The sequence below is a fragment of the Sorangium sp. So ce321 genome (assembly GCF_051530195.1).
Classification (GTDB): domain Bacteria; phylum Myxococcota_A; class Polyangia; order Polyangiales; family Polyangiaceae; genus Sorangium.
In genome coordinates, this window is sequence record NZ_CP150329.1 from 13,558,039 (window position 1) to 13,579,384 (window position 21,346).

Below are 21,346 nucleotides of genomic sequence, written 5' to 3' on the forward strand. Positions count from 1 at the left end.
CCGGTGAGTCCTTCTCACCGTCACTGCCGTACTGCTGTCCGAGCGAGGCGCCGGTCAGAGTCCCGGACCGAAATATGTCTACTGTGGGCTCTGTTTCGCAACTGTTTCACCGGAATAAATTGTGCGGCCAATGGCGCTCTCGAGCCCGGACATTGCCCCTGTTTCACGCGTGTTTCGCGGCCACCATCGAGCACAACGCGCCGCAGGATGAAGACGGACTCGACTGCTCCAATGAGCGGAAATGGGCGCTTCGCTCGGGGCCAGGGGCGCTTGTTTCACGCGTGTTTCGAGGTTCCGGACCAATGCATTGCATTTGTGAAAAGGACGGGCGCGATCTGCCCACATCGGCGCAGTCGGCGCGCGTGCGGTGGCCGACGTCCGCGCCGTGGACGGCGTGCGCGACGTGCGCGACGTGCGCCGTGGCCGCGACCCGGATCGGGCGCGGCCGAGGGGCTCGCCCCGGCCCCGCGCCCGCGCCGATCACCCCCGCGAGGTGGCGCTGTCGACGAGCGCGAGCAGCTGGGCCGCCGCGACCGGCTTGGTGAGGTGCGCGTCGAAGCCGGCCTCGCGCGAGCGGCGGCGGTCCTGGTCCTGCCCGTAGCCGGACACGGCGGCGATGTAGGAGCGCCTGAGCTCGGGGTCGGCCCGCAGGCGCCGGACGACCTCGTAGCCGTCCATCCCGGGCAGGCCGATGTCGAGCAGGACCAGATCGGGCGTGCTCGCGCGCGCCGCCTCGAGCGCCGCCGGGCCGTCGTGCGCCATCGACACGGTGTGCCCGTGGAACTGGAGGATGCGACGGAGGCCCTCGGCGGCGTCGACGTTGTCGTCGACGAGGAGGATCCGGAGGGCGCGCGCCGCGGGGCGCGGGGCCTGGATCGCGGCCGGCGCGGCGCCCCCCGCCAGCGCGCCGGCGCGCGGGAGCCACACGTGGATGGCGGTGCCCTCGCCGGTGCCGGCGCTCAGCGCCTCGACGCGCCCGCCGTGCAGCTCGGCCAGCCGCTTGACCAGCGTGAGCCCGATGCCGAGGCCCCCCTGCGAGCGATCGAGCGTGCGCCTCGCCTGCATGAACGGCTCGAAGACGCGCGGGAGCAGCTCGGCGGCGATGCCGACGCCCGTGTCGGTCACCCGCAGGCACGCATCGCCGCCGGTCGCCGCGCAGGTGACCGAGACCCGGCCGCCCGGGTTCGTGTACTTGATCGCGTTGTTGAGGAGGTTCACGATGACCTGCTCGAGCCGCACCCGGTCGCCGTCCACGAACAGCCCAGGCTCCACGGACACGCTGAGCTCGTGCCGGCGCTGGAGGAGGAGCGGACGGACGGACTCGAGCGCGGCGTCGACCACGGAGCCGAGGTCGAGCCGCTCCCGCTTCAGCTCGATCTTGCCGCGCGTGATCCGGGAGACGTCGAGGAGATCGTCGACGAGGCGCACGATCGTCTTCACCTGCCGCTCGAGGGTCGCGAGGATCTGGCTGTCGTCGCGCTCGCCGCGCTCATTCGTGTTCATGCGCAGGAGCTCGAGGCCGGTGGTGATCGGCGCGAGCGGGTTGCGGAGCTCGTGCGAGAGCATCGCGATGAACTCGTCCTTGCGCCGGTCCGCCTCGTGGGCCTCGCGGTAGAGGCGGGCGTTCTCGAGCGCGACGCGCCGCTCGCGCTCGACGATGGCGGCGCGCTCCTCGTGCAGGCGGGCGCGCTCCAGGGCCTGCGCGCACTGGCGCGACATCGCGACGAGGAACTCCTGCTCCTCCTGGTCGAAGGCGCGCGGCTCGGCGAAGCTCAGCGCGAGCACGCCGAGCGGCCGCTCCTGGACCGCGAGGGGGAGGCAGCAGAGCGACGCGGTGGCGGGCATCAGGAGGCCGGTGACGGGCTCCGGGTAGCGCGCGGCGACCTCCTTGCGCGAGCGCAGCCAGACGGGCGCGCCGGTCTGCAGGGCCTCCGCGATCGGCAGCTCGCTGTCGGCGGGCATCCGCTGGAAGCGCGCGACGACGTCGCCCTGGTAGCCGACAGCCTTGAGGCACTCGAGCTCGTCGCCGGCGGTCACGACGATCGCCCCGGCGTACGCGCCCGCGGCGGCGATGCCCTGGTCGACGACGACCTCGGCCACCGCCTCGCCGGTGAGCGCGTCGGCGAGCGCCGCCGTGATGCGCTGGAGGCCGGCCATGCGCTGCGCGGCGCGCTCGGCGGCCCGGCGCGCCTCCTGCTCGGCGAGGAAGCGCCGCCGCGCCTCGGCCTCGGCGTCGCGGGCCATGTCGTAGAGGCGCACGCGCTGCACGGCGAGCCCGATGCGCCGCGAGAGCTCCTCGGCGAAGGCGAGATCGACAGCGTCGTAGACGCGGCCCGAGCCGGCGGACGCGAGCGTGAGCGCCGCGATCACGCGCTCCTCGGCGCGGATGGGCACGAGCACGGCAGAGCAGCCGCCGAGCGCGCGCAGGGGGGCGAGGTGCTCGGCGTCGGGCGCCACGGCGGCGGACAGGCTGCGCGAGATGTCGGGCAGGAGCCGGCCGGGGCCGCCGTGGAGCACCTCGTGCAGCGGCGTCTCGGGCTCCGGCGGGATCCGGCTGCGCTGGGCGAGCCGGGTGGCGAGCTCTGCCTTGTCCGGCTCGGCGTGCGCGATGACCCGCGTGCGGACGGAGTCGTCCGGCTCGAGCGTGTGGACGGCGCACCAGTCCGCCACCGAGGTGATCGCGAGCTCCGCCATGCTCCGGTAGATGGCGTCCTGGTCGAGCACCGGGTCGAGCAGGGCGGTCGCGTCGACAAGGAAGCGACGCGTCTCCTCGGTGCGCTTCACCTCGCCGATGTCCGAGACGAGCGTGAAGAAGCCCCGCACATCGCCGCTGCCGCCGAGGTGGGGAATGTACTGGATGCGGACGTAGCGCCTGCCGCCTCTCCGGTAGACGACCCACGACTCGAAGTCTTGCGCCTGCCCGGCGAGCACGGCGGCGATATGCGGCTTCACGGCCGCGTAGGCGGCCTCGCCGATCACCTCGTTCACCTTCCGGCCGACGAGCGAGCTGCGATCCTCCCCGAACCAGCGCTCGTAGGCCCGGTTGATGATGCCGTAGCGCTCGTCGTTATCGATATAGGAGATGAGCACCGGCAGGGCGTCGATGAGCAGCTGAAGCTGCTCGGCCTCCAGCGTGGCGCTCGGATGGGCGTCGGAGCTCATGCTGGCGCTGGCTTCAGCCAAGGTGGGGGCGTCCGGCCTGCGCATCTGGCGCCATGCATATCCGTTATCTGCCGTGATCGCCACATGTCGGTCCTCTGCCCTCCGGTTCCAGCATGCTATGGTCGCCGCCGATGCGGATCGTCATTGTCGGCGCGGGCGCGGTGGGCGGTTACTTCGGGGCGAGGCTCGCCCTGGCGGGGGAAGACGTCACGTTCGTCGCGCGCGGCGCGCACGGGGAGGCGATGCGGTCCCGCGGGCTCGTCCTCCGCACGCCGGCGGGCGAGCTGCGCACACCGCCGCTCCGCGTCGTCGACCTCGACGCGCTCGACGCAAAGCGCGGGCCGTTCGATCTCGCGCTCATCGCCGTCAAATGGCCGTCCCTCGCCGCCGTGAGCGCGAGGCTCCCCGGGCTGCTCGCCGAAGGCGGCCTCGCGGCGCCGCTGCTGAACGGGCTCGACTCGGAGGACGCTGTAGCGCGCGAGGTCGGCGAGTCGCGCGTGATCGCCGCGATCGCGTACATGTCCGCGGGGCTCAGCGGCCCTGGCGAGATCGAGACGCTCGCGCCGACGCGCGCCGGCCTCGCGCCCTACCGCTCTGGACAGGAGCCGCGGGTCGAGGCGGTGGCCGCGCTGCTGGAGCGCGCGGGCATCCCGGTCCGCCGGGGGTCGAGCTACCGCGCCATGCTCTGGGAAAAGATGGTCTGGAACGCGCCCTTCAACGCGATCTGCGCGCTGACCGGCCAGCGCGCCGGGGTGGTCGTGGAGCAGATGGAGGACCTCGCCCGGCAGGCGATGCTCGAGGTGATCGCGGTGGCGCGCGCCGAAGGGGCGGAGATCCCGGCCGCGATCGCGGACGCGATGATCGCGCTCACGCGCGCGGAGTTCCCGCTCACGGAGCCGTCGATGCTGCAGGACGTGCGCGCCGGCCGCGAGACGGAGGTCGATATTCTTCAAGGCGCCGTGGTCGAGCGCGGGCGCCGGGCCGGGGTCGACACCCCGGTGCTGCGCACGCTCGCGACCCTCGTTCGCGGCCTGTCGCCGCGGGCAAAGGCGCCCTCCGACGCGGAATCTGGCGCGAAATAGAGCGCGCGTCCGCGGCGGGGCCGGGGCCGATGCGCGGCGTCGCATCGCACCTCAGAACACCGTCCTGGCGGCGAGCCCGTTGCGCATCGGGATGAACTGCACGCTCCCCACCTGGGTCACCGTGCGCGTGGACGGGAAGATGAAGCCGCCCAGGATCTGCAGCGCGCCGATCGCCTGGCCGAGCCCGTCGGCGACGAGCAGCACCTTGTTCGTCGCCTCGGCGTCGCACTGCCGCCCGCCACCGCACTTGCCCCGCGCCCCGAGGTCGATCCAGGGGCCCGCGACCGGCACCCAGAGCGCGCGGTCCGCCGGCTTGTCGCTGAACGTGGCGACGACGGTCGAGATGCCGTAGGTCGTGCCGAGCACGGCGACGCCGCTCCAGATGAGCCCGCGGTTCGGCACGGAGTCGGTGATGGTGACCGTGTCGCGCGTCCGCTCCTGGGCGTGCGCCGTCCCGGTGAAACCCATCGTGGCGACCGCCATGACGGCGGCCGAGGTGAAGAGAGCGAGCTTGTTCATGCGGTCCTCCAGCACCGCGCCTGAGCAAGCAGGGTGCCGGCGCGGCGCTCCCGGATTCGATGCCTCCCGCCGCGCAAAGAGCGCGCCACGCTCGTTTGTCGTGTGTGGCGAACTGCCCCGCCTGGGACGGCGCGCCTCGTGCTTGACGCGTGCCTGGAGGAGCGCGCGAGCGCCCTCCTCGGCGCGTTTTCCAGCCCGGCGGCGCGGGGGGCCGTGCTTCCGTCGCCGGGCGAACGGGCCCTGTCCGGCGGGTGTCCGTCACACGGCGCGAGCCGGGCGAGAGAGGAGAGCGCCGCGATCCAGGCGTCGTCGCGCTCGGAGAGCCAGCGGCGGGCCCGCGACCTCGGAGATCACGGTGAAGAGCGATTCGATAGCAGCCGCGGTGCGGGAAGGAGGTGGCCCGCCGCGTCGGGCTCTGGCGTGAGGGGATCGGGGGGCGAGGGCCTCATCTCGGCCCGTGCACATCGAGCTGAGAAGAGGCCCTGCCGTGGGGTGCAGCGATCAGGCGCCGCCGGCGCCGCCCGCGCCGGCCGTGGTGCTGGCGCCGCCCGCGCCGCCCGCGCCGCCCGCGCCGCCCGCGCCGCCCGCGCCGGCCGTGGTGGTGCTGGTGGTGCTGGTCGCGCCGCCCGCTCCGCCGTCACCACCGGTGCCGCCGCCGCCGGTGTCGCTGCCGCCAGCGCCGCCCGCGCCGCCAGCGCCGCCCGTTCCGTCGCCGCTCAGCGGATACTTCGGATCGAGGCAGAAGAAGCCATCAGGGGTCTCGGCGCACTCGTCCGGAGCTTCGCAATCGTCGTCGTCCTCGCACGCGACCTTCGCGAAGGTGCAGAGGCCGTTGGTCGGGACGCCGATATCCTCGCAGCGGCCCTCCGGCAGCAAGCAATCGGTGTGCGCCCTGCACGCGACGGCGCAGACGCCAGCGTCGCCGACGCCGGGGGTCTGCCCGTAGGCGCAGACGCCCTTCTCGATGCCGCCGCAGTCGGACTCGAACACGTCGCCGCCCAGCGCGCAGTTCTGGGTGCAAAAGGAGATGTTGCCGTCGTCGCCCTCGAAGGTGATGCACACGCCGGCGCACGGATCCTCCGCGGCGTCGGGGTCGCAGGCGGCCCCCATGGCCAGACCCTCGTTGGGCTCGTCGACGCAGAGGGCGAACCTCGGATCACAGCTCCGGCCCGGGCACTGGCTGTCAGAGCCGCAGTTCGGCAGGCAGACCGCCACGCCGGTGTCCACCTCCTGGCAGCGCAGCTCGTCGCGACCGTGGCACTTGAGGAGATCGGGCTCGTCGTCGAGGAACTCGATCTCCGGCTCTCCCAGGATGCAGCCGAGGTAGCACGTGCCCTCGAGGCAGGCGCTGCCCTCGCCCTCGCAGTCGCCGTCATCGGAGCACGTCGTCGTGCAGTACCCGCCCGAAGGCCCGCCCTGCGGATCCGATTCCATCCAGCAAACCCCCTCGGGGCCGCAGTCGGCGTCGTCCGTGCACTGGGTGCCCAGGTACTCGGCTCCCGGCGTGGTGCTGCCGGTGGTCACGACCGCGCTCGACGAGCTGGCGCGCGAGGTCGAGGTCGAGGTCGAGGTCGCTGAGCCCCCGCCCGAGCCGTCATCCCCGCCATCATCGCCGCAACCAATGAAGCCTGCAGAGAAAGCGACCGAGGTGAGCAAGATCGCCGAAATGCGTTGCACTTTCATTACTGTCTCCCGAGCCAGGAGGCCCTGCCCACGTAGGGCGCGCCTTCATGTGATTTCCGGACAGTAACGGAAGCGCTGCTGCTCCGCCACACCGGACGAGCAGCGAATGCATCGGCGCCGAGCCTCCGTGAAAGCGGATGGCTCTCCGGCGTGAAGCCCTCATCGAAAACGGCAGTCGAGCGAGCCGCGTTTTATTCAGGCGATACCCTACTCGGTGCCGGGCGATCTTGGTGCTCTGTCACATATCTCACGGCCCTGCGATCCGCGCCGGCGAGCGGCCATCGATAGCGGAGGTCGAGCGCGGCGGCCCAGCCGGCGTGCGCCGGCGGCTCGTCGCGCGCGAGGAGGACCCAGACCTCGCGGCGCTTTGCCGGCTCCCGCTGCGTGAGCGCGGCGCCGAGGGGCAGCCACGCGTCCCGCCACCGCAGCGATCTTCTCCGTCATCCGCGCCGCGCCGCCCAGGATCATGCGCGCAGTGGAGCGCAGGACCCGGCGCGCATGCACCTCGTGGCGGGCGGTGAGCCCGCGAGACGGCGAGCGCGGGAGGGCGGGAGACGGGAGGAAAATACCAAGGATCTTCCCACCTTCATGCGAGCTCCCCCCCGCGCGCCGAGACCGCTGCCCGGCGGCGCGCCGCGCCGGGCGGCTGGAGGGGAGCGGCGCCCGGGGCGATCACCGGACGCGGCGCGGGCGAGCGCGCTTGCCTGGCGCCAGCGCGCCCGGGCCGAGCGGCAGCGCGCGCTGGGCGCCGACGTCGTAGATCAGGTGGCCGGCGCCGTCGGGCCGGGCGGCGGGGTTCAGCGCGTGCGGGGCCCGCGCGCCGGGGCCGAGCAGGTGGACGACGGCGAGGCCGCGGGCGACGAGGGCGTCGGCGATGAGGCGGCGGTGGCAGCGCCACCAGAGCGTCTCGGCGCACATGAGGGCCAGGCGCCGGCCGGCCCGGGCTTCCGCCTCGACCTCGGAGAGCGCGCGCTGGAAGGCGTCGGTCTCCATGTGATCCGCGTAGGCCCGGAAGCTCGGGTTCTCCCAGGCGACGTGGGGCGAGTCGTCCCGCCCGGTCCGCCGGCCGCCCAGGGTGTCGCCGCGGAAGACGTAGGTCACCCCGAGCGGCGGCAGCGCCTCGGCGAGCGCGGGGCGGGCCAGGTGTGGCGACCGGCTCGAGCCCGGGAACCTGCGGACGTCGACCAGCGTGTCGGCCGGTCCCTCGCCGAGCAGCTCGACGAGCTCTTCCAGGCTGCGGGTGCCGTGGCCGACGGTGAAGACGGTGTCCACGGGAGAGAGCTTTGCGCCCGGGCGGCCCGCGAGCAACGGGCGGATCGGAGGGCGGCACGCTGGCTCATCGAGCGCAGCAGCGGCTCCAGGACACCGAACCGGCTGAAACCCCGAGAGAATGAACCACAGAGGCACAGAGGCACAGAGGCACAGAGGCACAGAGGGCACAGAGGGCACAGAGGGCACAGAGGGCACAGAATTTCTTTGTCGTTCCTCTGTGTCCTCTGTGCCTCTGTGGTTCAAATCTCTTCATTCCCGCGCGTCTCGACCTGATCGGTGCCCTAGCCCATCGAGCGCAGCAGGTGATCGAGCGCCCGGCGCTCCTCCGCGTCGGTGACCGATTTGAGCGCCCGGTTCACCTCGCTCACGGCGGCCGCCGCCAGCAGCGCGACGGCCGCGGGGTCGGGCGCGCCGCGGGGGCGCAGCCACGCGAGCGCCTCGTGCTCGGTGTTGAGGACGATGTGGCTGCGGCTCGCGTCGTAACGGACCGGTCTCCCGGAGCGGCTCTCGACGACGGCGCGGACCGGGGACCCCTCCAGGCCCATCTCGACGATCGCCTCGCGCAGCGCCGCCGCGAGCGGGCTCCCCACCGACACGTCCTGCGGCTCGGGCGCCGCGCCGCCGCCGATGAGGCCGCGGACGCTGCGCCACAGCGCGCCCACCCAGGCCCGCGCGCCGCTCGAGTCGGGCGGCGCGGCCGCGGCAGCCGCGCCGCCGGTCCCGCCTGCGTTCGCCGGGGATGGCGCGCCGGCGGACGCGCCGTCCCCGGCGGCGCCATCGAGCTCCGGCGCGGCCTCACCGGCCGGGGCCGGCAGCGCTGCGGCGGCGCCGAGCCCGCGCAGCGCGCCGGGGACGGCGCGGTGGCTCAGCACCTCGACCAGCGGCGAGCCGTCGTCGAGCAGCACGAAGGCCGGGGGCCGCTCGGGGAAGTCGCCTTCCGCGCTCCCGCGGCGATCGGTGAGCCACAGACAGCCCTTCGCAGAGAGCTCGGCGCGGACCGCCTCCGGGCCGACGCTCTCCCCGGCGGCGGTCCGCGCGGCGAGCTTGCCGCCGGAGAGGCGGCCGAGCAGGTGCAGGTTCCACAGGTACGGCGCGGCGGCGGTCTCGTCCGAGAGCTCTGCCGCCATCGAGGCCGCGGCCTCCAGCGCGAGCTCCGCGACGGCGTCCCAGCGCGCCTCGTGCAGCGGCCAGACGAGGAGCACGCCCTCGACCGGCGCGAGCCCGACCACGCCGTCCGCGTCGATCCCGGAGCGCAGCGCGCGCGGCGTGAAGCCGACGCGCGCCGCGCCCTGGCCGAGGATCTCCGCGGACGGCGCGGCGACGAGCACCCGCGGCGCGCGCGGCCAGCGCGCCGGCAGCCAGAGCGCGCCGGTCACGAGCAGCGGGCGGTGAAAGGTGGTGGCGACGTCGATCCACCGCGCCGCGAGCGCGTCCTCGGGCGGCGCGAGCCGCGCGCGCAGCCACCGCGCGGCGGCGTCGCGCACGGCCTGCCGGAGCCTCGCCGCGTCCGCGCCCGCCTTGAGCCCGTCGAAGGTGCGGTTCGGCTCGAGCGCGTCGTCGTTGATCGCCGCGCACAGGGGCCACCCGTCGCCCGCGTCGAGCGCGCAGAGCGGGCGGCGCCCGACGTGAACCGCGATCCCCGCCGCGGCCGCGTGCTCCGGGGCGAGCAGGCCGATCTCGCCGTACGCGGGGCGCGCGCCCTCCTGCGCGCCGGCCTGCTCCTCGAAGGGGAACACGGCGAGGCACGCCGCGCGCGCGGCCGCGTCGAGGCCGACGGCGGCGAGCGGCGGCGCGGCGAGGCGCTCCTCGGCCGCGCGGTCGCGCGCCACGGCGTCGGTGATGTCCTTCACGAGCACGGCGGTCGCGAGCTGCAGCCGCTCGGGCCTGCTCAGCGCGAGGACCGGCCGGCCGTAGCGCTGCTTCGGGTAGGGCGGCGGCGTGGCGGTGCACAGCCACTCGGCCCGCGGATCGCGCCGGAGATCGTCGAGCGAGAGCGCGTTGCCGTCGATATCGTGGAAGAGCCGCGCGCTCGCGGCGTCCGCGACGACGCGCTTGCCCTGGGCCAGCGTCCTCAGGACCGCGCGGCGCGCGTGGCTCCGGGCGAACGGCGGCAGCTCGTCGAAGCGCGGCGCGAGCGAGATCAGGCGGCGGCCCGCGGCCTTCGCGAGGCGCGTCAGCAGCGCGCGCACCTCGTCCCTCGGCGGGTCCGCCGCGGCGGTGCGCGCGAGGATGCGCAGCGGGATCGGGAGCTCCACCTCCGCGCGCCGCTCGACGCCGTCGGGGCCGACGAGGCGGACATCCGACTCCGGCCCCTCGATGATCTCGAGCTCGCCCTCGACCTCCTGGACGCCGAGCGCGGCGAGGCTCATCCGCAGCCGCGGGTGCGGCGGGGCGCCCGGCAGCGCGAGCGGGGCGCGCGGAGCGCCGGCGGCGTCTCCGCGCGCGCCGGGCCCTGGCTGCGCCCGCTCCGCGGCGGCGCGGCGCTCGTGCTGCGGCCGCTCCGCGGCGGCGCGGCGCTCCTGCCCGGCGGCGGCGCGGCGCTCCTGCTCGGCGGCGGCGCGCCGCCGCCGCGCCGGCACCGCGCCTTGCGCCAGGAGGACGCGGCCGCCTGCCCACCGCATCAGCGCGGCGCGCTCCCGCTCGCTGCGCGCGAGGATCGGGTGCCAGGAGAGCGTCTCGAAGCCGGGCGCCGCGTCGAGCACCGGGATCGGCGCCGGTGCCGGGTGCGCCCGGTCGAGGATCTCGAGCGAGCACGTGGCCTCCTCGCCGCGCTCGTCGAGCATGACGAGCAGCGGCAGGCGCCGGATGCGCGCCGCGAGCTCGCCCAGGCTCGCCTCGACGGGCGCGCGCCGCGCCAGGGCCGCGAGCGCCCGCGCGCAGTCGAGGAGGTAGGCGACCGCGCGCGAGCCCGGCCGGCCCCCGCGCGCGCGGAGCGGGTCGCCCTCCATGCCGAGCCGCGCGCGCGCGGCGGCGTCGCCCTCCAGCGCGGCCACGAGCGCCTCGCAGAGCGCGCGCTCGACCTCGTGGACGGCGGCCTCGTTGCGCGGCGACAGGAGGCCGCTCCAGGCCCTGCCGGGCACGGCCGCGTCGTCGTCGATCGCGACGACCACGGGCCCGAGCAGCGGCGCGGTCTCGGCAGCCGTGAGCGTGGCGAGCGGCTGCGACGCGTGGTGCCACGCCTCGACCGTCGCGTCGCCCGGCGTGGCGAGCGCGAGGAACCCGGCGCCGCTGACCTCGATGATCGGCGCGCCGGCGGCGCGGGGCCCCGCGACCTTCTCCAGGGACGCCGCGAGCGCGCGCCGCCGCGCCGGTGCCCGCGCCGCGAGCTCGTCGTCCGTGAAGAGCCCCGCGGTGTAGGGGACGAGCTCGCACTCCGGGAGCGCGGCGGCGAGCCAGTCGAGCTCGCGCTGCGTGGCGGCGAGCACTGGCCGCCGGTCGGCCGCGCGCCCCCGCGCCTCCGGCGGCGCGACGCAGAGGCCGCGCGACGCCCGGGCGAGCGCGCCGAGGCCCTTCAGGCTCATGAACCGGCCCGTCGTGAGCATCGGCCAGAGCCGCGCCTCCAGGAGGGCGCTGAAGGCCGAGGGCGCGAGGTCGTCGCCGCGGCGGGGCGCCGCGCCGCGGCCGCCGTCCGGCCCGCCTTCCGCGCCGCCGCCGCCGAGGCGCTGCGGGGCGCAGAACAGCGCGCCGATCGCGGCGCGCAGCGGGGGCCGCAGGCGCTCGAGCTCGCTCTCGGGCGGCGCCGCGGGCAGCGGCATGCCTGGCTGCGCGGCGCGCAGGCCGAAGACCCGCCGCGCCTCGGCGTCGGCGGCGGCGATCGCGACGTGCAGGGCGTGCCGGACCGCGCGCCAGAAGCGCTCGTCGCGCTCGACGCCGTCGTACGAGAAGCGCGGCCGCACGCGCCGCTCCCACGCGAGCGCGATCTCGACGGGCAGGGGGACGGCGGCCGGGTCGAGCTCGACCGTCTCGAGGTGCCGCCCCTCCACGAACACGCGGACCTCGGCCCTGCGCCGCGCCTTGCCGTCGTCCGCGAAGACGGCGAGCTCGCCGCGCAGCCCGGCGAGCGGCCCCTCGCCCACGTCGAAGGCGGCGCGGAGCGCGTGCTCGGGGGCGGGCGGCACGACGGGCTCGCCGGTCGCGTGGCGCAGGAACGCCCTGCGGCGCTCGGCGCCGAGCTTCGCCTGCTCGACCATGGCCTCGGCGTCGGCGAGCGGGAGCCCCGCGAGCGCGCGATCCACGAGGCCTCCGCGGCACCAGATCACGTCGTCGGCCCAGGGGGACAGCTCCTCCGGGAGCGCCGCGCTGCCGCGCCAGACGAAGAGGGGCGTCGCGGCGCGCGCGTCGAGCGACGCGAGCGAGAGCGGCCGCCCGTGCCCGTCGCGGAGCAGCGGGAGCGCGCGCACGGCCTGCGCCGCGGCGGGCAGCGCCGCGCCCGCGCGCGCGGCGCCGGTCGCGACGCACGCGAAGGCGGCGAGCGCGTCCTCGAGCAGGCCGCGGTCCTCGCCGAGGACGAGCGCGCCCTCGGGGACCGCGCCCACGCCGCAGACGACCGCGGACAGCGCCGCGATGGCGTCGAGCAGCGCGGCGGCCGCGGCGTGGCGGAGCTCTGCGCAGAGGGGCGCGTCCTCGCGCAGCGCCGAGCGCGACGCGTTGGTGGGCAGCTCGTCGGCGTCGGCGACGACGCGGACCGGGAGCTCGACCCCCTGGTAGGGCGCCGAGGGGAACCGCGGGGCGAAGCTCCACCGCTCGCGGACGAGCCGCACGCCGTGCTCGAGGTAGTCGATGGCGGGCAGGCCGGAGAGGGGGGCGGGGAGGGGCGTGGAGAGCCGCGTGGACAGCGGCGCGGCGAGGGGTGTGGAGAGCGGCGACGACAGCGGCGCGGAGCGCGGCGCGGACAGCGGCGCGGACAGGGCCGCGTCGCGCGCGCTCTCCGGGGGCGCGAGGACCTCCAGCGCCGCGCGGCGCGCGCCGCGCACGTGGAAGGGCACGCGCACGAGCACCTCGGGGTGGCCGCCCGGGGGCGCGCGGCGGAGCGGCTCGCCCTCGATCGTGATCGGGATCGGGAAGTCGCCCGTGGCCGCGGCGAGGTGGTCGACCTCGGGCGGCGTGTCGCCCGTGATCGCCCGGCGCAGCACCGACCAGCCGAGCCGCCGCCGCACCTCGATGCGCAGGCCGGCGGCGGGCATCCCGGGCGGCCGCGGCACCTCGTCGCAGGCCGGGGCGGCGGCCGGCGCGAACGCCTCGGCGGGCGCCTCGAGCAGGGCGGGCGTGAAGCGCACGCGCGTGCACGTCGCCTCGGGGGCGTCGCCGGACGGCCCGCGGCCCGTCGTGAGCAGGTCGACGCGCGCCGGGCGCAGCCCGAGCGCCGCGTTCACGCCGAGCGCGAGCAGGCGGAGCCGCCGGGACGCGGCGTCTGGCGCGGCGTTGAGCACGTGGTCGAGCAGGCGCGTCAGGATGGGCGCGTCGAGCGGCTCCCCGTCGAAGGTCAGCACGACGTCGTCGGCGTCGTAGCAAAGGTCGATCTGGGTCGCGCCGCCGGCCGCGGCGGCCCGGACGAGCTCGAGCAGGTAGTAGTCCAGGTCGACGAGCAGGTGCTCCCGGAGCTTCTGGACGGCGCGGCGGGCATCGACGCGGATCGCGCCGCGGGCGACGATCCGGCTCACGGCGGCAGCCCCCGTCCTCGTGGCGGGCCGCCCTCGCCGCGCGCGGGCGCCTTCGCGTCGCTCGCGGCCGCCCTGGCGCCGCGCGCCGCGCCCGCGAGCGGCGGCGGGTTCGCCGAGAGGTCGAGGAGCCGGTCGCTGTCGTCGGGGTCGAGCGGCCCCTTGGCCTCCACGAGCAGCGCGCGGGCGAGCAGGTTGCCGGCGGTCACCGGGTCGACGGCGGCGCGCCGGCGCGCGAGCGCCACGGTGTCGCTGGCGACGTTGAGGTAGAGGGCGTGCCCGGGCCGGAAGCGCGCCGCGCGCCGCACGACGTCGCGCGCCGCGTGGCAGCTCTGGTGGGGGCCGCTGCGCTCGCCGTCGGCGGGCAGGAGGATCGCCCCGCGCTGCCGGAGGGCGCCCTCGATCTGGCAGAGGCTCACGCGGGCGACGCCGTGCCGGGCGCGGGCGAGCGCCCTGGCGACGACCTGGAGCAGCGCCGCGTCGGCCTCGCGGGCGCTCTCTGGCTCCTCGCGCACGAGCAGGTAGGCCGCGCGCGCCTCCTCGATGCGCGCCTCCGGGAAGCACCGCTGGAGCAGCGCGACCGTCGCGGGGTGGTTGCACAGCACGACGGGCAGGCCGGCGCGCGCCATCGCCTCGGTCAGCGCGTCGGCGCGCTCGGCGACGAGCAGCGGCTCGCGCCCTGGCGCGAGGGCCCGCAGGCCGGCGCGCGCCCGGTCGCCCTCGACGGCGCTCGCGAGCGGGAACGGGATCTCGTCCGGATCGAGCGCTGTCGGCGGCGACAGCGCCGCCTCGAGCATCGCGGCGTAGGCAGCGGCGCGCTCGGCGGCGGTGGAGGCGGCGCGCTCGGCGGCGGTGGAGGCGGCGCGCTCGGCGGCGGTGGTGGCGGCGCGCTCGGCGGCGGTCGTCGCGGCGGCGGCGGCCGCCTGCGGGAGGCGGGCGGCGAGCTCGCGCCGGAGCGGGCCCTTGACGAGCTCGCGCACGCGGGCGAGCGCTTCCCAGAAGGCGTCGTCGCGGCGCACGTTGTCGCGGCTCAGGGTGTGCTGGAGGCGCGGGCTCATCACCTTGAAGCGCACGCCCGAGAGGCCGTTGAAGAGCTCGTCCGCGGTCTCGAACAGGGTGAGGCCGCGGTTGTAGAAGCCGGCGAAGCTCTGGCCGTGCTCCGCGGCGTTCTCGGCGCTGGCGGGCAGCTCGATGTGGTGTGCGCCGGCGGAGGGGCCGACCACGAAGGTGGTCTCGTCCTCGACGGCGGTCACGGACACGGCCGCCGCGACGGCGAGCGGGGTGTCGATGCGCTCCAGGCTCGCCCTGGAGTTGCCCTCGTGGTCGGCGATGCTGAGTGCGATCTCGCACTCGGCGTGGCGGCACCAGCGGCGGAGGGCGGCCTGGGCGCGGCGCGCGTGCTCCACGAACGCCTCCCGGCTGAGCCGCTGGAGCAGGGTCACCCGCGTGCCGCTGCCCGCGCGCGGGCCGGCGTCCTCGAGCTCGTAGCTCGTGTCGCTGCGCAGCCGGAGGCGCCATGCCTGTCCGTCGCGCCACGTCTCGACGTCGACCTGCTGCGGCTGGATGGCGAACACGGAGACGAAGCCGACGCCGTATTTGCCGATCTTGCTCGTGTCGCCTTCCTTGGACGAGCTGAAGAGGGTGAGCAGGGGTCCCTCGATGTCCTCGCGGCGCATGCCGGACCCGTCGTCGGTGACCGAGGTGGCGCACGCGCCGGGCAGCGTCTCGACGCGCACGGCGATCTTGCGCGCGCCTGCGTCCATGCCGTTCTGCACGAGCTCGCGGAGGAAGGCGTAGGGATCGGCGAACTGCTGCACCATGTCGGCCACGGGGCCTGGGGGCGGGGCCGGGGGCGCGGCACGGTCCTCTCGGAAGGAGCGGTAGGGGGCCATGGCGCTCTGCGAGGCTAACACACAGGGCAGCCGGGATCTGAAGGGGCCCGGCGAGCGCCGGGGTCGAGTTCTTCCGAGTGAGCCGGAGTTCTGGGCAGCGGAGTGATTGGTCTGCTCATCGGGGATTCGGGTCCGGCGCTCGCCGCGGCGGGTCTCGACCTCGTGGAGAGGGGCTCGTGCGGGTCTCCAGACCGCTGCGGCCGGTCTCGAGACCCCCTTGGCGGCTCTCGAGACCCCCTTGGCGGCTCTCGAGACCCCCTTGGCGGCTCTCGAGACCCCCTTGGCGGCTCTCGAGACCCCCTTGGCGGCTCTCGGGCGCCTCGCTCCTCTTTTTCTGATGGCTGGCTGCCCCACCAGCTCTCGGCTCACATCCGGGGCGCCGCGTGCTCAGGCGCCGCCATGCCACCCGGTTCCTCCGGCTGAATAGCTTCTCTCGCACATGTGGCGAGTGTGGCTTGCTGCCGTTCAATAAACTGTGCGAAACCGTCGAGAATATCCGTAAACTTCACCTCGCGTCGTCCTTCCAGCCCAACCTTCGCGATCAAGCTCGACGACGGAGAGGAAATCCGGGGCGTGCTCACCGGGGCGAGCGTCGATGCTGTCGGCGTCCTCCTGAACCGTCGAGTCCTGGTCCATGGCCGGGCGGTGTACCGGCCTTCAGGGCGCGTCCTTCGGCTCGACGCCGAGAGGATCGAGGATGGAGAGGGGGGGTCTCCAGCTTCTGATCGAAGGTCCCAGAGCCCATCTCCGGCCGTCGCTTCGATCCACGAGCTCTCCACAGACCGCAGACCGCTACTACCGGCATCGATGCGATCCTCGGGAAGCCTGGCGACGAGACGGACGAGGAGCTCGACCAGGCGATCAAAGACCTCTCATGACCGGCCTCGTTCTGCTCGATACGGTGGTCGTCATCCGCAACGCTGATCACGACGGACAAGGACTTCGATCCACTTCACGGCGAGTTCATCCAGCGCGTCTGCTTCGAGTCGAAAATGGCCATCTGAACGTGTCGAACCCTTCCGTGCAGATCGTCCAGAAGCTCTGGTCCGACTGCAACATCCTGCGCGACGACGGCCTGTCCTACGGCGACTACGTGGAGCCCCCCGGCTCGACGCCTGTCACCAGATCCGCGACCCGCGACCCTCCGGAGCAGGTACGCTGAAGGTAAGCCGAAGCGCGGCCGCTGTCGGCTCACCTTGGCGCAGATCACGTGGGCGTGAGCTGGCACGCCGTCGTGCCTCACGAGGCGCAAGACCGGCAGCGCTGACGTCGATGAGGCCGCGCGCCCACGGCACGACCGCAGTGCGGCCTCGGAGCGCTTCCCCGACGTGCATCGCCCGCGGTATGTTCCCCCCCTCTGCTTCGAGGACATGTGAGCCTGATGGACCCTGCCCCTGGCGCGTTGCTCGGCGAGCTCTTCGCCCATTCTCCCGAACTGCTCTTCATTGCCTCCGCCGAGGGAGCGCTGCTCCACGCGAGCGGCGGGTTGCGGGAAGCGCTGGGCCTCGAGGTGGACGGCGGCGCGCCCCTCGCGGAGCTCGCGCACCCGGACGACCGCGCCGCGCTCTCGGCGGCCTGGTCGGCGCTCCTCGGGTCGGATGAGCCCGTCTCCTTCAGCGTTCGCCTGCGCGACGGCGGCGGGTCCTACCGGCGCCTGACCTGCAGCGCCCGACGGTCGTCCGATCGCAGCGCCGTCCTCGGCTCGCTCCGGGCCGAGCCGGCCGTCGCCGCGGTCGAGCCGGCAGCCGCCGAGCAGGAGCTGGAGACGCTCCGGCTCAAGGCGCGCATCCTCGACGGCATCGCCGAGCACGTGGACCCCATGACGATATGGGCGCTCGACGACGACGGCATCTATCTCTATCACCAGGGCAAGGCGGTCGCGAAGGCCGGGTTGAAGCCGGGGCAGCACGTCGGGCGCAGCATCCTCGACATCTATGCGGGCATGATGGACGCGGCTGCGCTGCGGCAATGGTACGACGGCCAGGTGCGCCGCGGCCGCGGCGAGGCGCACGGCGCCGACTGGGACAACTGGCTCATCCCGCTCCGCAGCGAGCCCGGCGGACACGTCGACGGCGTGCTCGGGGTCTCGCTCGACGTGTCGGACTCCAGGCTCGTCGAGAAGGAGCTGCGCCTCCAGCTCGACCAGATCGCCGCGCAGCAGAAGGTCATCCGCGATCTCTCCACGCCCATCATCGAGGTCTGGGACGGCGTGCTCACGCTCCCCATGGTCGGCACCGTCGACAGCGTGCGCACCGCCGAGGTCATGGACAGCCTGCTCTCGAAGATCGTCGAGACGCGCGCGCGCTTCGCCATCCTCGACCTCACCGGCGTCGAGGTCGTCGACACCCAGGTCGCCAGCCACCTGATCGACCTCATCACCGCCATCCGCCTCCTCGGCGCGGACGGCATCGTCGCCGGCATCAAGCCGAATGTCGCCCAGACCATGGTCGCGCTCGGACTCGACCTCTCCCAGCTCAACACGCAACGCAACCTGCGCGCCGCGCTCAACTACGCCATCCGCGCCATGACCCGCGCCCAGGGCGCCTCCCTCGCCCAGGGCCCGACGCCGGCCGGGAAGCCGGCGCCCTGAGCGGCGCTCGCGCGGCTCACTCGTCCACGAGGTCGAAGATGATGCCCCCCTGCGTCTTGATCCGGTGCGTCGTGCGGTTGGCGCTGTTCACCGGAGAGGGGGTCAGCGGGTTGGGCGCGGCGCCCACGATGACCGGCCGGTCGGGGTCGCCGTTCACGAAGGCGATGAGCACCTCGGTCCCGGGCTTCAGCGGGAAATGCGTGCCGTAGTTCGCCCCGGCGTGGTTCTGGAGCATGCGCACCGGCCTCGACGGCGCGCCGCCCGCAGGCCCCGTGTCGAAGAGGAACCGGACCATGTACCTGCCCTGATCGTCGATCTCCGCGGTGCTGCCCCCGCCGCCCGACCCCGCGTCGACGATGCCGGTGACCACGCCGCTGATCCGGGGCACCGGCGTGACGCGCGGCGGACGGTACGTGTTCTGGCCCGGGATGGCGCGGAACGTGTTCACGTACCGCTGCGGCTCCTCGGCGCCGCGGCCGCCGGCGGACTGCGTCACGCGGTGCTCCACCTCCACCAGGAGCATGTCCAGCCCCTCGAGGTGCGGGTGCCCCTCCAGCAACGACCGCCCGCCCGCGCCGAGCGCGCACAGCGAGCTCTTGCCCGAATAGACGAGCTGCGTCGCCTGCCGCTCCTCGGCCCGGATCTGCGCCAGCACCTTCCCCTCGGCGGGGGTCTTGTAATGCCCGCCGAACTCGACCACGCCGCCCGCATACCCGGCAGGGAGGACGTGCTCCGACGTCAGGTCGAGCATCGGCTGCCGGTAGTTGTAGTCGCGGGCGACAAACACGCTCGGGACGAGCCGTGACCGCGCCTCGATCTCGAAGACGTCGCGGGTCTCTCCGCGCTCGCGGAAATGGACGGACTCCGCCCCGGCCGCGGGCTTGAAGCCGCTGCTGCTGTCGGTGAAGACCATCGTGTCCTGGCCGTCCTGGTGCTCGAAGAAGAAGCTGATCCCGACGTGCTCGGCCAGACGGCAGATGAAGGCGAAGTCGGTCTCCTGGTACTGCACCGTGAACTCGCGCGGCGGGTAGCTGGCCATGAGCCTGAAATCCACGTCGCTCCCGCTCAGGCCCACGAGCTCGAGCTTCTCCTTGATGAGCTCCGGCACCGCCTTGTTCATCGAGATCTCCGTGGTCTCGACCAGCGTCAGCCGGAAGGCGCGCGGGACGATGCGCAGCCGGTACGCCCGGTGCTCGAGCATGCTCGCGAGCAGGTCGCGCACCTCCGCGACCATGCCGTGGATGCGCCGCAGCTCGGCCCCGTCCTGCTCGAAGACGACCGCGACCTCCTCGCCCATGAACGTCTTGCCCTCGACCGCGGCCTCGCTCGGACAGACGACCTCGAGGTCGAACGAGAAGAGCTGCGAGATCGCCTCGCGCCCCGACAGCCTGTGGACCTGGAGGATGTCGGACGAGAAGCCGGCGATCTCCACTCGAATGTCCAGCGAATCGGATTTGGTCATCGTCGCAGCTCCATCCACCGTGCCGTGGGAGAGGGTCTCGTGCCGCCAGGCGCCCTCTTTCCGGGCGCCCGGCGCGATCGCCGAGGCGAGCTCGGCGCGCCATCGTCAGCTACCGTTTGCGATCGAACCGTTCGTAAAGGCTCCTTCTGAGAGAAGGTGACGGGGTCGGCAGCGCCGGGCGCTCCGGCGGCGGAGGCGGCCGGGGCGGCGGCGGCGGAGCTGCCCGCGGCTCGTCAGGCTCCGGAGAGCGCGCCGGCGAGGCGCTGATCACCGGCCGCGGCGGCGGCGGGGGCTCGGATCGCGGCGGAGGCGGCGCGAGCTCCGGCGGCGGGGCGTCCGGGAGCTCCGCGGCTTCCCGGCGCGCGGGCGCGGGCTCCGGGGCGACCGCGAGCCCGATGGACGCGGAGCCCTCCGGCGCGCCGTCGCTCGCCCCCCAGTCATCGTCGGAGGCATCGTCGGAGGCATCGTCGGAGGCATCGTCGGAGGCGTCGTCGGACGGGAGCGCGAGCGTGCCTGAGCCCACGCGGTCGTCCGCCGCGAGCGGCTCCCGCGGGGTCAACGACGGAGGCAGCGCCGCGCCCGGAGGCGCCGGATGGAACGGGAGCGCCGGCTGCTCGGCCGCGCTGTCGTCCTGCTCGGGGAGCAAGGACATCGTCACGGCGGGCGACGCCTCGGGGCCGTCGTCCGAGAAGGAGATCGAGACGGTCCCTGTGTCGAGCCGGGGCCCCGGCGCCCCCGAGCCCGCGGCGTGCCCGGCGAGCTCGTCGGGCGCGGCCCCGGGACGAAACGGGACCGCCGCCGCCCAGGCGAGGGCTCCCGCCGCCACGACGCCGTCCGCGAGGCTCATCGTGCGCCCCCCGGCGGCCGGAGCGGCCTGGGTCGCGCCGAGGCCCTCGTCGTCCGCGCCGCGCGCGCGGCCGGCCGCCGCGCCAGCCCCGGCGGGCTCGCGGGCCGCGGCGCCCCGCTCCGGGGGCCGCTCGGGCCACGCGAGCGGCGCGTTGGGGAGCTCGACGCCCGCCAGGATGGCGACCGCGGCGAGCGCGGCCTCGTCCGGGACAGGGAAGCTGCCGCGGAAGACGACCGTGCACCGCTGCTCGTCGCCGTCGATGCGCAGCGTGTCCGCGATGAGGTCGAGGGGCTGGCCCTCGCCCACGCCGAAGGCGGAGAGGCCGTGAATGCGCGCGCGACCGCGCGCCTCGGGCAGCTGCATCCGCAGGCGAGGCGCGGTGGGGTGGAGCCCGTGGAGCTCGATCCACTCGCCGCCGCGCAGGGGACGCACCCGCTGATCGGGGGGCGCCGCCTGGAAATAGGACCAGTCGAAGGCGTCGGGGAGCTCGGCGATCGGCGCGTCGAGCGCCTTGCGCGGCGTCGCCCCGAGCAGCCGCTTGCGCGCGGGCCAGGCGCGCGCGATGGGGCCGAAGCCGGCCGCGCGCGCCGGCTGGAGAGGATCGATGATGTTCGCCTCGGGATCGGCGGGATCCCCCGTCGCCCGCACGCCGAGGAAGTTCTCCTGGTCGTTCTCCCCGCGGAGCGCCCGCTCGTACACGAGCGGCATCCGCTGGAATCCAGCCCTGTCCTGGACGAGGAGCTCCTTGTCGAGGACGACCCCGCCCTCGTCGGAGATCACGAGTCGCACAGGCAACGACTGCACGGGCGCGCCCGGCGGCGGCGCGTGGGCGTGGCCGGTGAAGAGCACGTCGGCGCGGTCCAGGTGCGGCGCCAGATCGCTCGTGAGCCTGACGCTGCGCCCGGGGTTGTTGCCGTGATGGACCTCTCCGGGGAGGACCGGCTGCGGCTCGACCCTCGGCATCTCGGCGTCGGCCGCGAACGCGAAGGTGGCCTTGACGATCACGGTGACGCGGAGCTGGCCCCGGCTGCGCCAGGCGACGGCGGTGGCTGCTGCTCCGTCCAGCGGCGTGACCTGTTCGGGCGCGATCGCACGGTTCGCCATGCCCGCGAGTCATAGCACAGCCGCAGTCCTGACCCCGGCCGTTCCCACGTCGCGCCCCCCGCTTCATGCCGCCTGC

General features: G+C 74.7%; 11 protein-coding genes. 3 read left to right on the top strand and 8 right to left on the bottom strand.

From position 1 onward, the window contains the following. Positions 1-480: 480 nt before the first annotated feature. Entirely contained in the window at positions 481-3,162 is a 2,682-nt protein-coding gene (locus WME89_RS50340; RefSeq protein ID WP_438006631.1) for an ATP-binding protein, read from the bottom strand. Positions 3,163-3,293: 131 nt separating this feature from the next. On the opposite strand from WME89_RS50340, the gene WME89_RS50345 reads away from it, so the two are divergent. Further along, positions 3,294-4,244, top strand: coding sequence for a ketopantoate reductase family protein (locus tag WME89_RS50345; RefSeq protein WP_438006632.1), 951 nt, complete (start codon positions 3,294-3,296; stop codon positions 4,242-4,244). Positions 4,245-4,295: 51 nt separating this feature from the next. Here WME89_RS50345 and WME89_RS50350 read toward each other — a convergent pair whose 3' ends face one another. From WME89_RS50350 to WME89_RS50370, 5 genes are all read right to left on the bottom strand, one after another. After that, positions 4,296-4,763, bottom strand: coding sequence for a hypothetical protein (locus WME89_RS50350; protein WP_437656229.1), 468 nt, complete (start codon positions 4,761-4,763; stop codon positions 4,296-4,298). A gap of 501 nt (positions 4,764-5,264) precedes the next feature. Beyond that, positions 5,265-6,287: a hypothetical protein gene (locus WME89_RS50355; RefSeq protein WP_438006633.1), complete on the bottom strand. Its 1,023-nt coding sequence runs from the start codon at positions 6,285-6,287 to the stop codon at positions 5,265-5,267. Between the two features lie 831 nt (positions 6,288-7,118). Further along, entirely contained in the window at positions 7,119-7,718 is a 600-nt protein-coding gene (locus tag WME89_RS50360; protein WP_438006634.1) for a DUF488 domain-containing protein, read from the bottom strand. 281 nt (positions 7,719-7,999) lie between these two features. Continuing rightward, entirely contained in the window at positions 8,000-13,378 is a 5,379-nt protein-coding gene (locus WME89_RS50365; protein ID WP_438006635.1) for a hypothetical protein, read from the bottom strand. After that, positions 13,375-15,267 (bottom strand): ATP-binding protein, encoded by a 1,893-nt coding sequence (locus WME89_RS50370; protein WP_438006636.1) that lies wholly within the window; start codon positions 15,265-15,267, stop codon positions 13,375-13,377. Before WME89_RS50370 ends, WME89_RS50365 begins: the two co-directional genes overlap by 4 nt. A 1,006-nt stretch (positions 15,268-16,273) precedes the next feature. Here WME89_RS50370 and WME89_RS50375 point away from each other — a divergent pair. Together WME89_RS50375 and WME89_RS50380 are read left to right on the top strand one after the other, a co-directional pair. After that, positions 16,274-16,429, top strand: a complete 156-nt coding sequence (locus tag WME89_RS50375; protein ID WP_438012097.1) for a hypothetical protein — start codon at positions 16,274-16,276, stop codon at positions 16,427-16,429. A gap of 219 nt (positions 16,430-16,648) precedes the next feature. After that, on the top strand, positions 16,649-17,857 hold the full coding sequence (locus WME89_RS50380) for an STAS domain-containing protein (RefSeq protein ID WP_438006637.1): 1,209 nt from the start codon (positions 16,649-16,651) through the stop codon (positions 17,855-17,857). Between the two features lie 16 nt (positions 17,858-17,873). Here WME89_RS50380 and WME89_RS50385 read toward each other — a convergent pair whose 3' ends face one another. Further along, on the bottom strand, positions 17,874-19,319 hold the full coding sequence (locus WME89_RS50385; protein ID WP_438006638.1) for a type VI secretion system Vgr family protein: 1,446 nt from the start codon (positions 19,317-19,319) through the stop codon (positions 17,874-17,876). A 109-nt stretch (positions 19,320-19,428) separates the two neighbouring features. After that, entirely contained in the window at positions 19,429-21,270 is a 1,842-nt protein-coding gene (locus tag WME89_RS50390) for a DUF2169 family type VI secretion system accessory protein (protein ID WP_438006639.1), read from the bottom strand. Positions 21,271-21,346 lie beyond the last annotated feature (76 nt).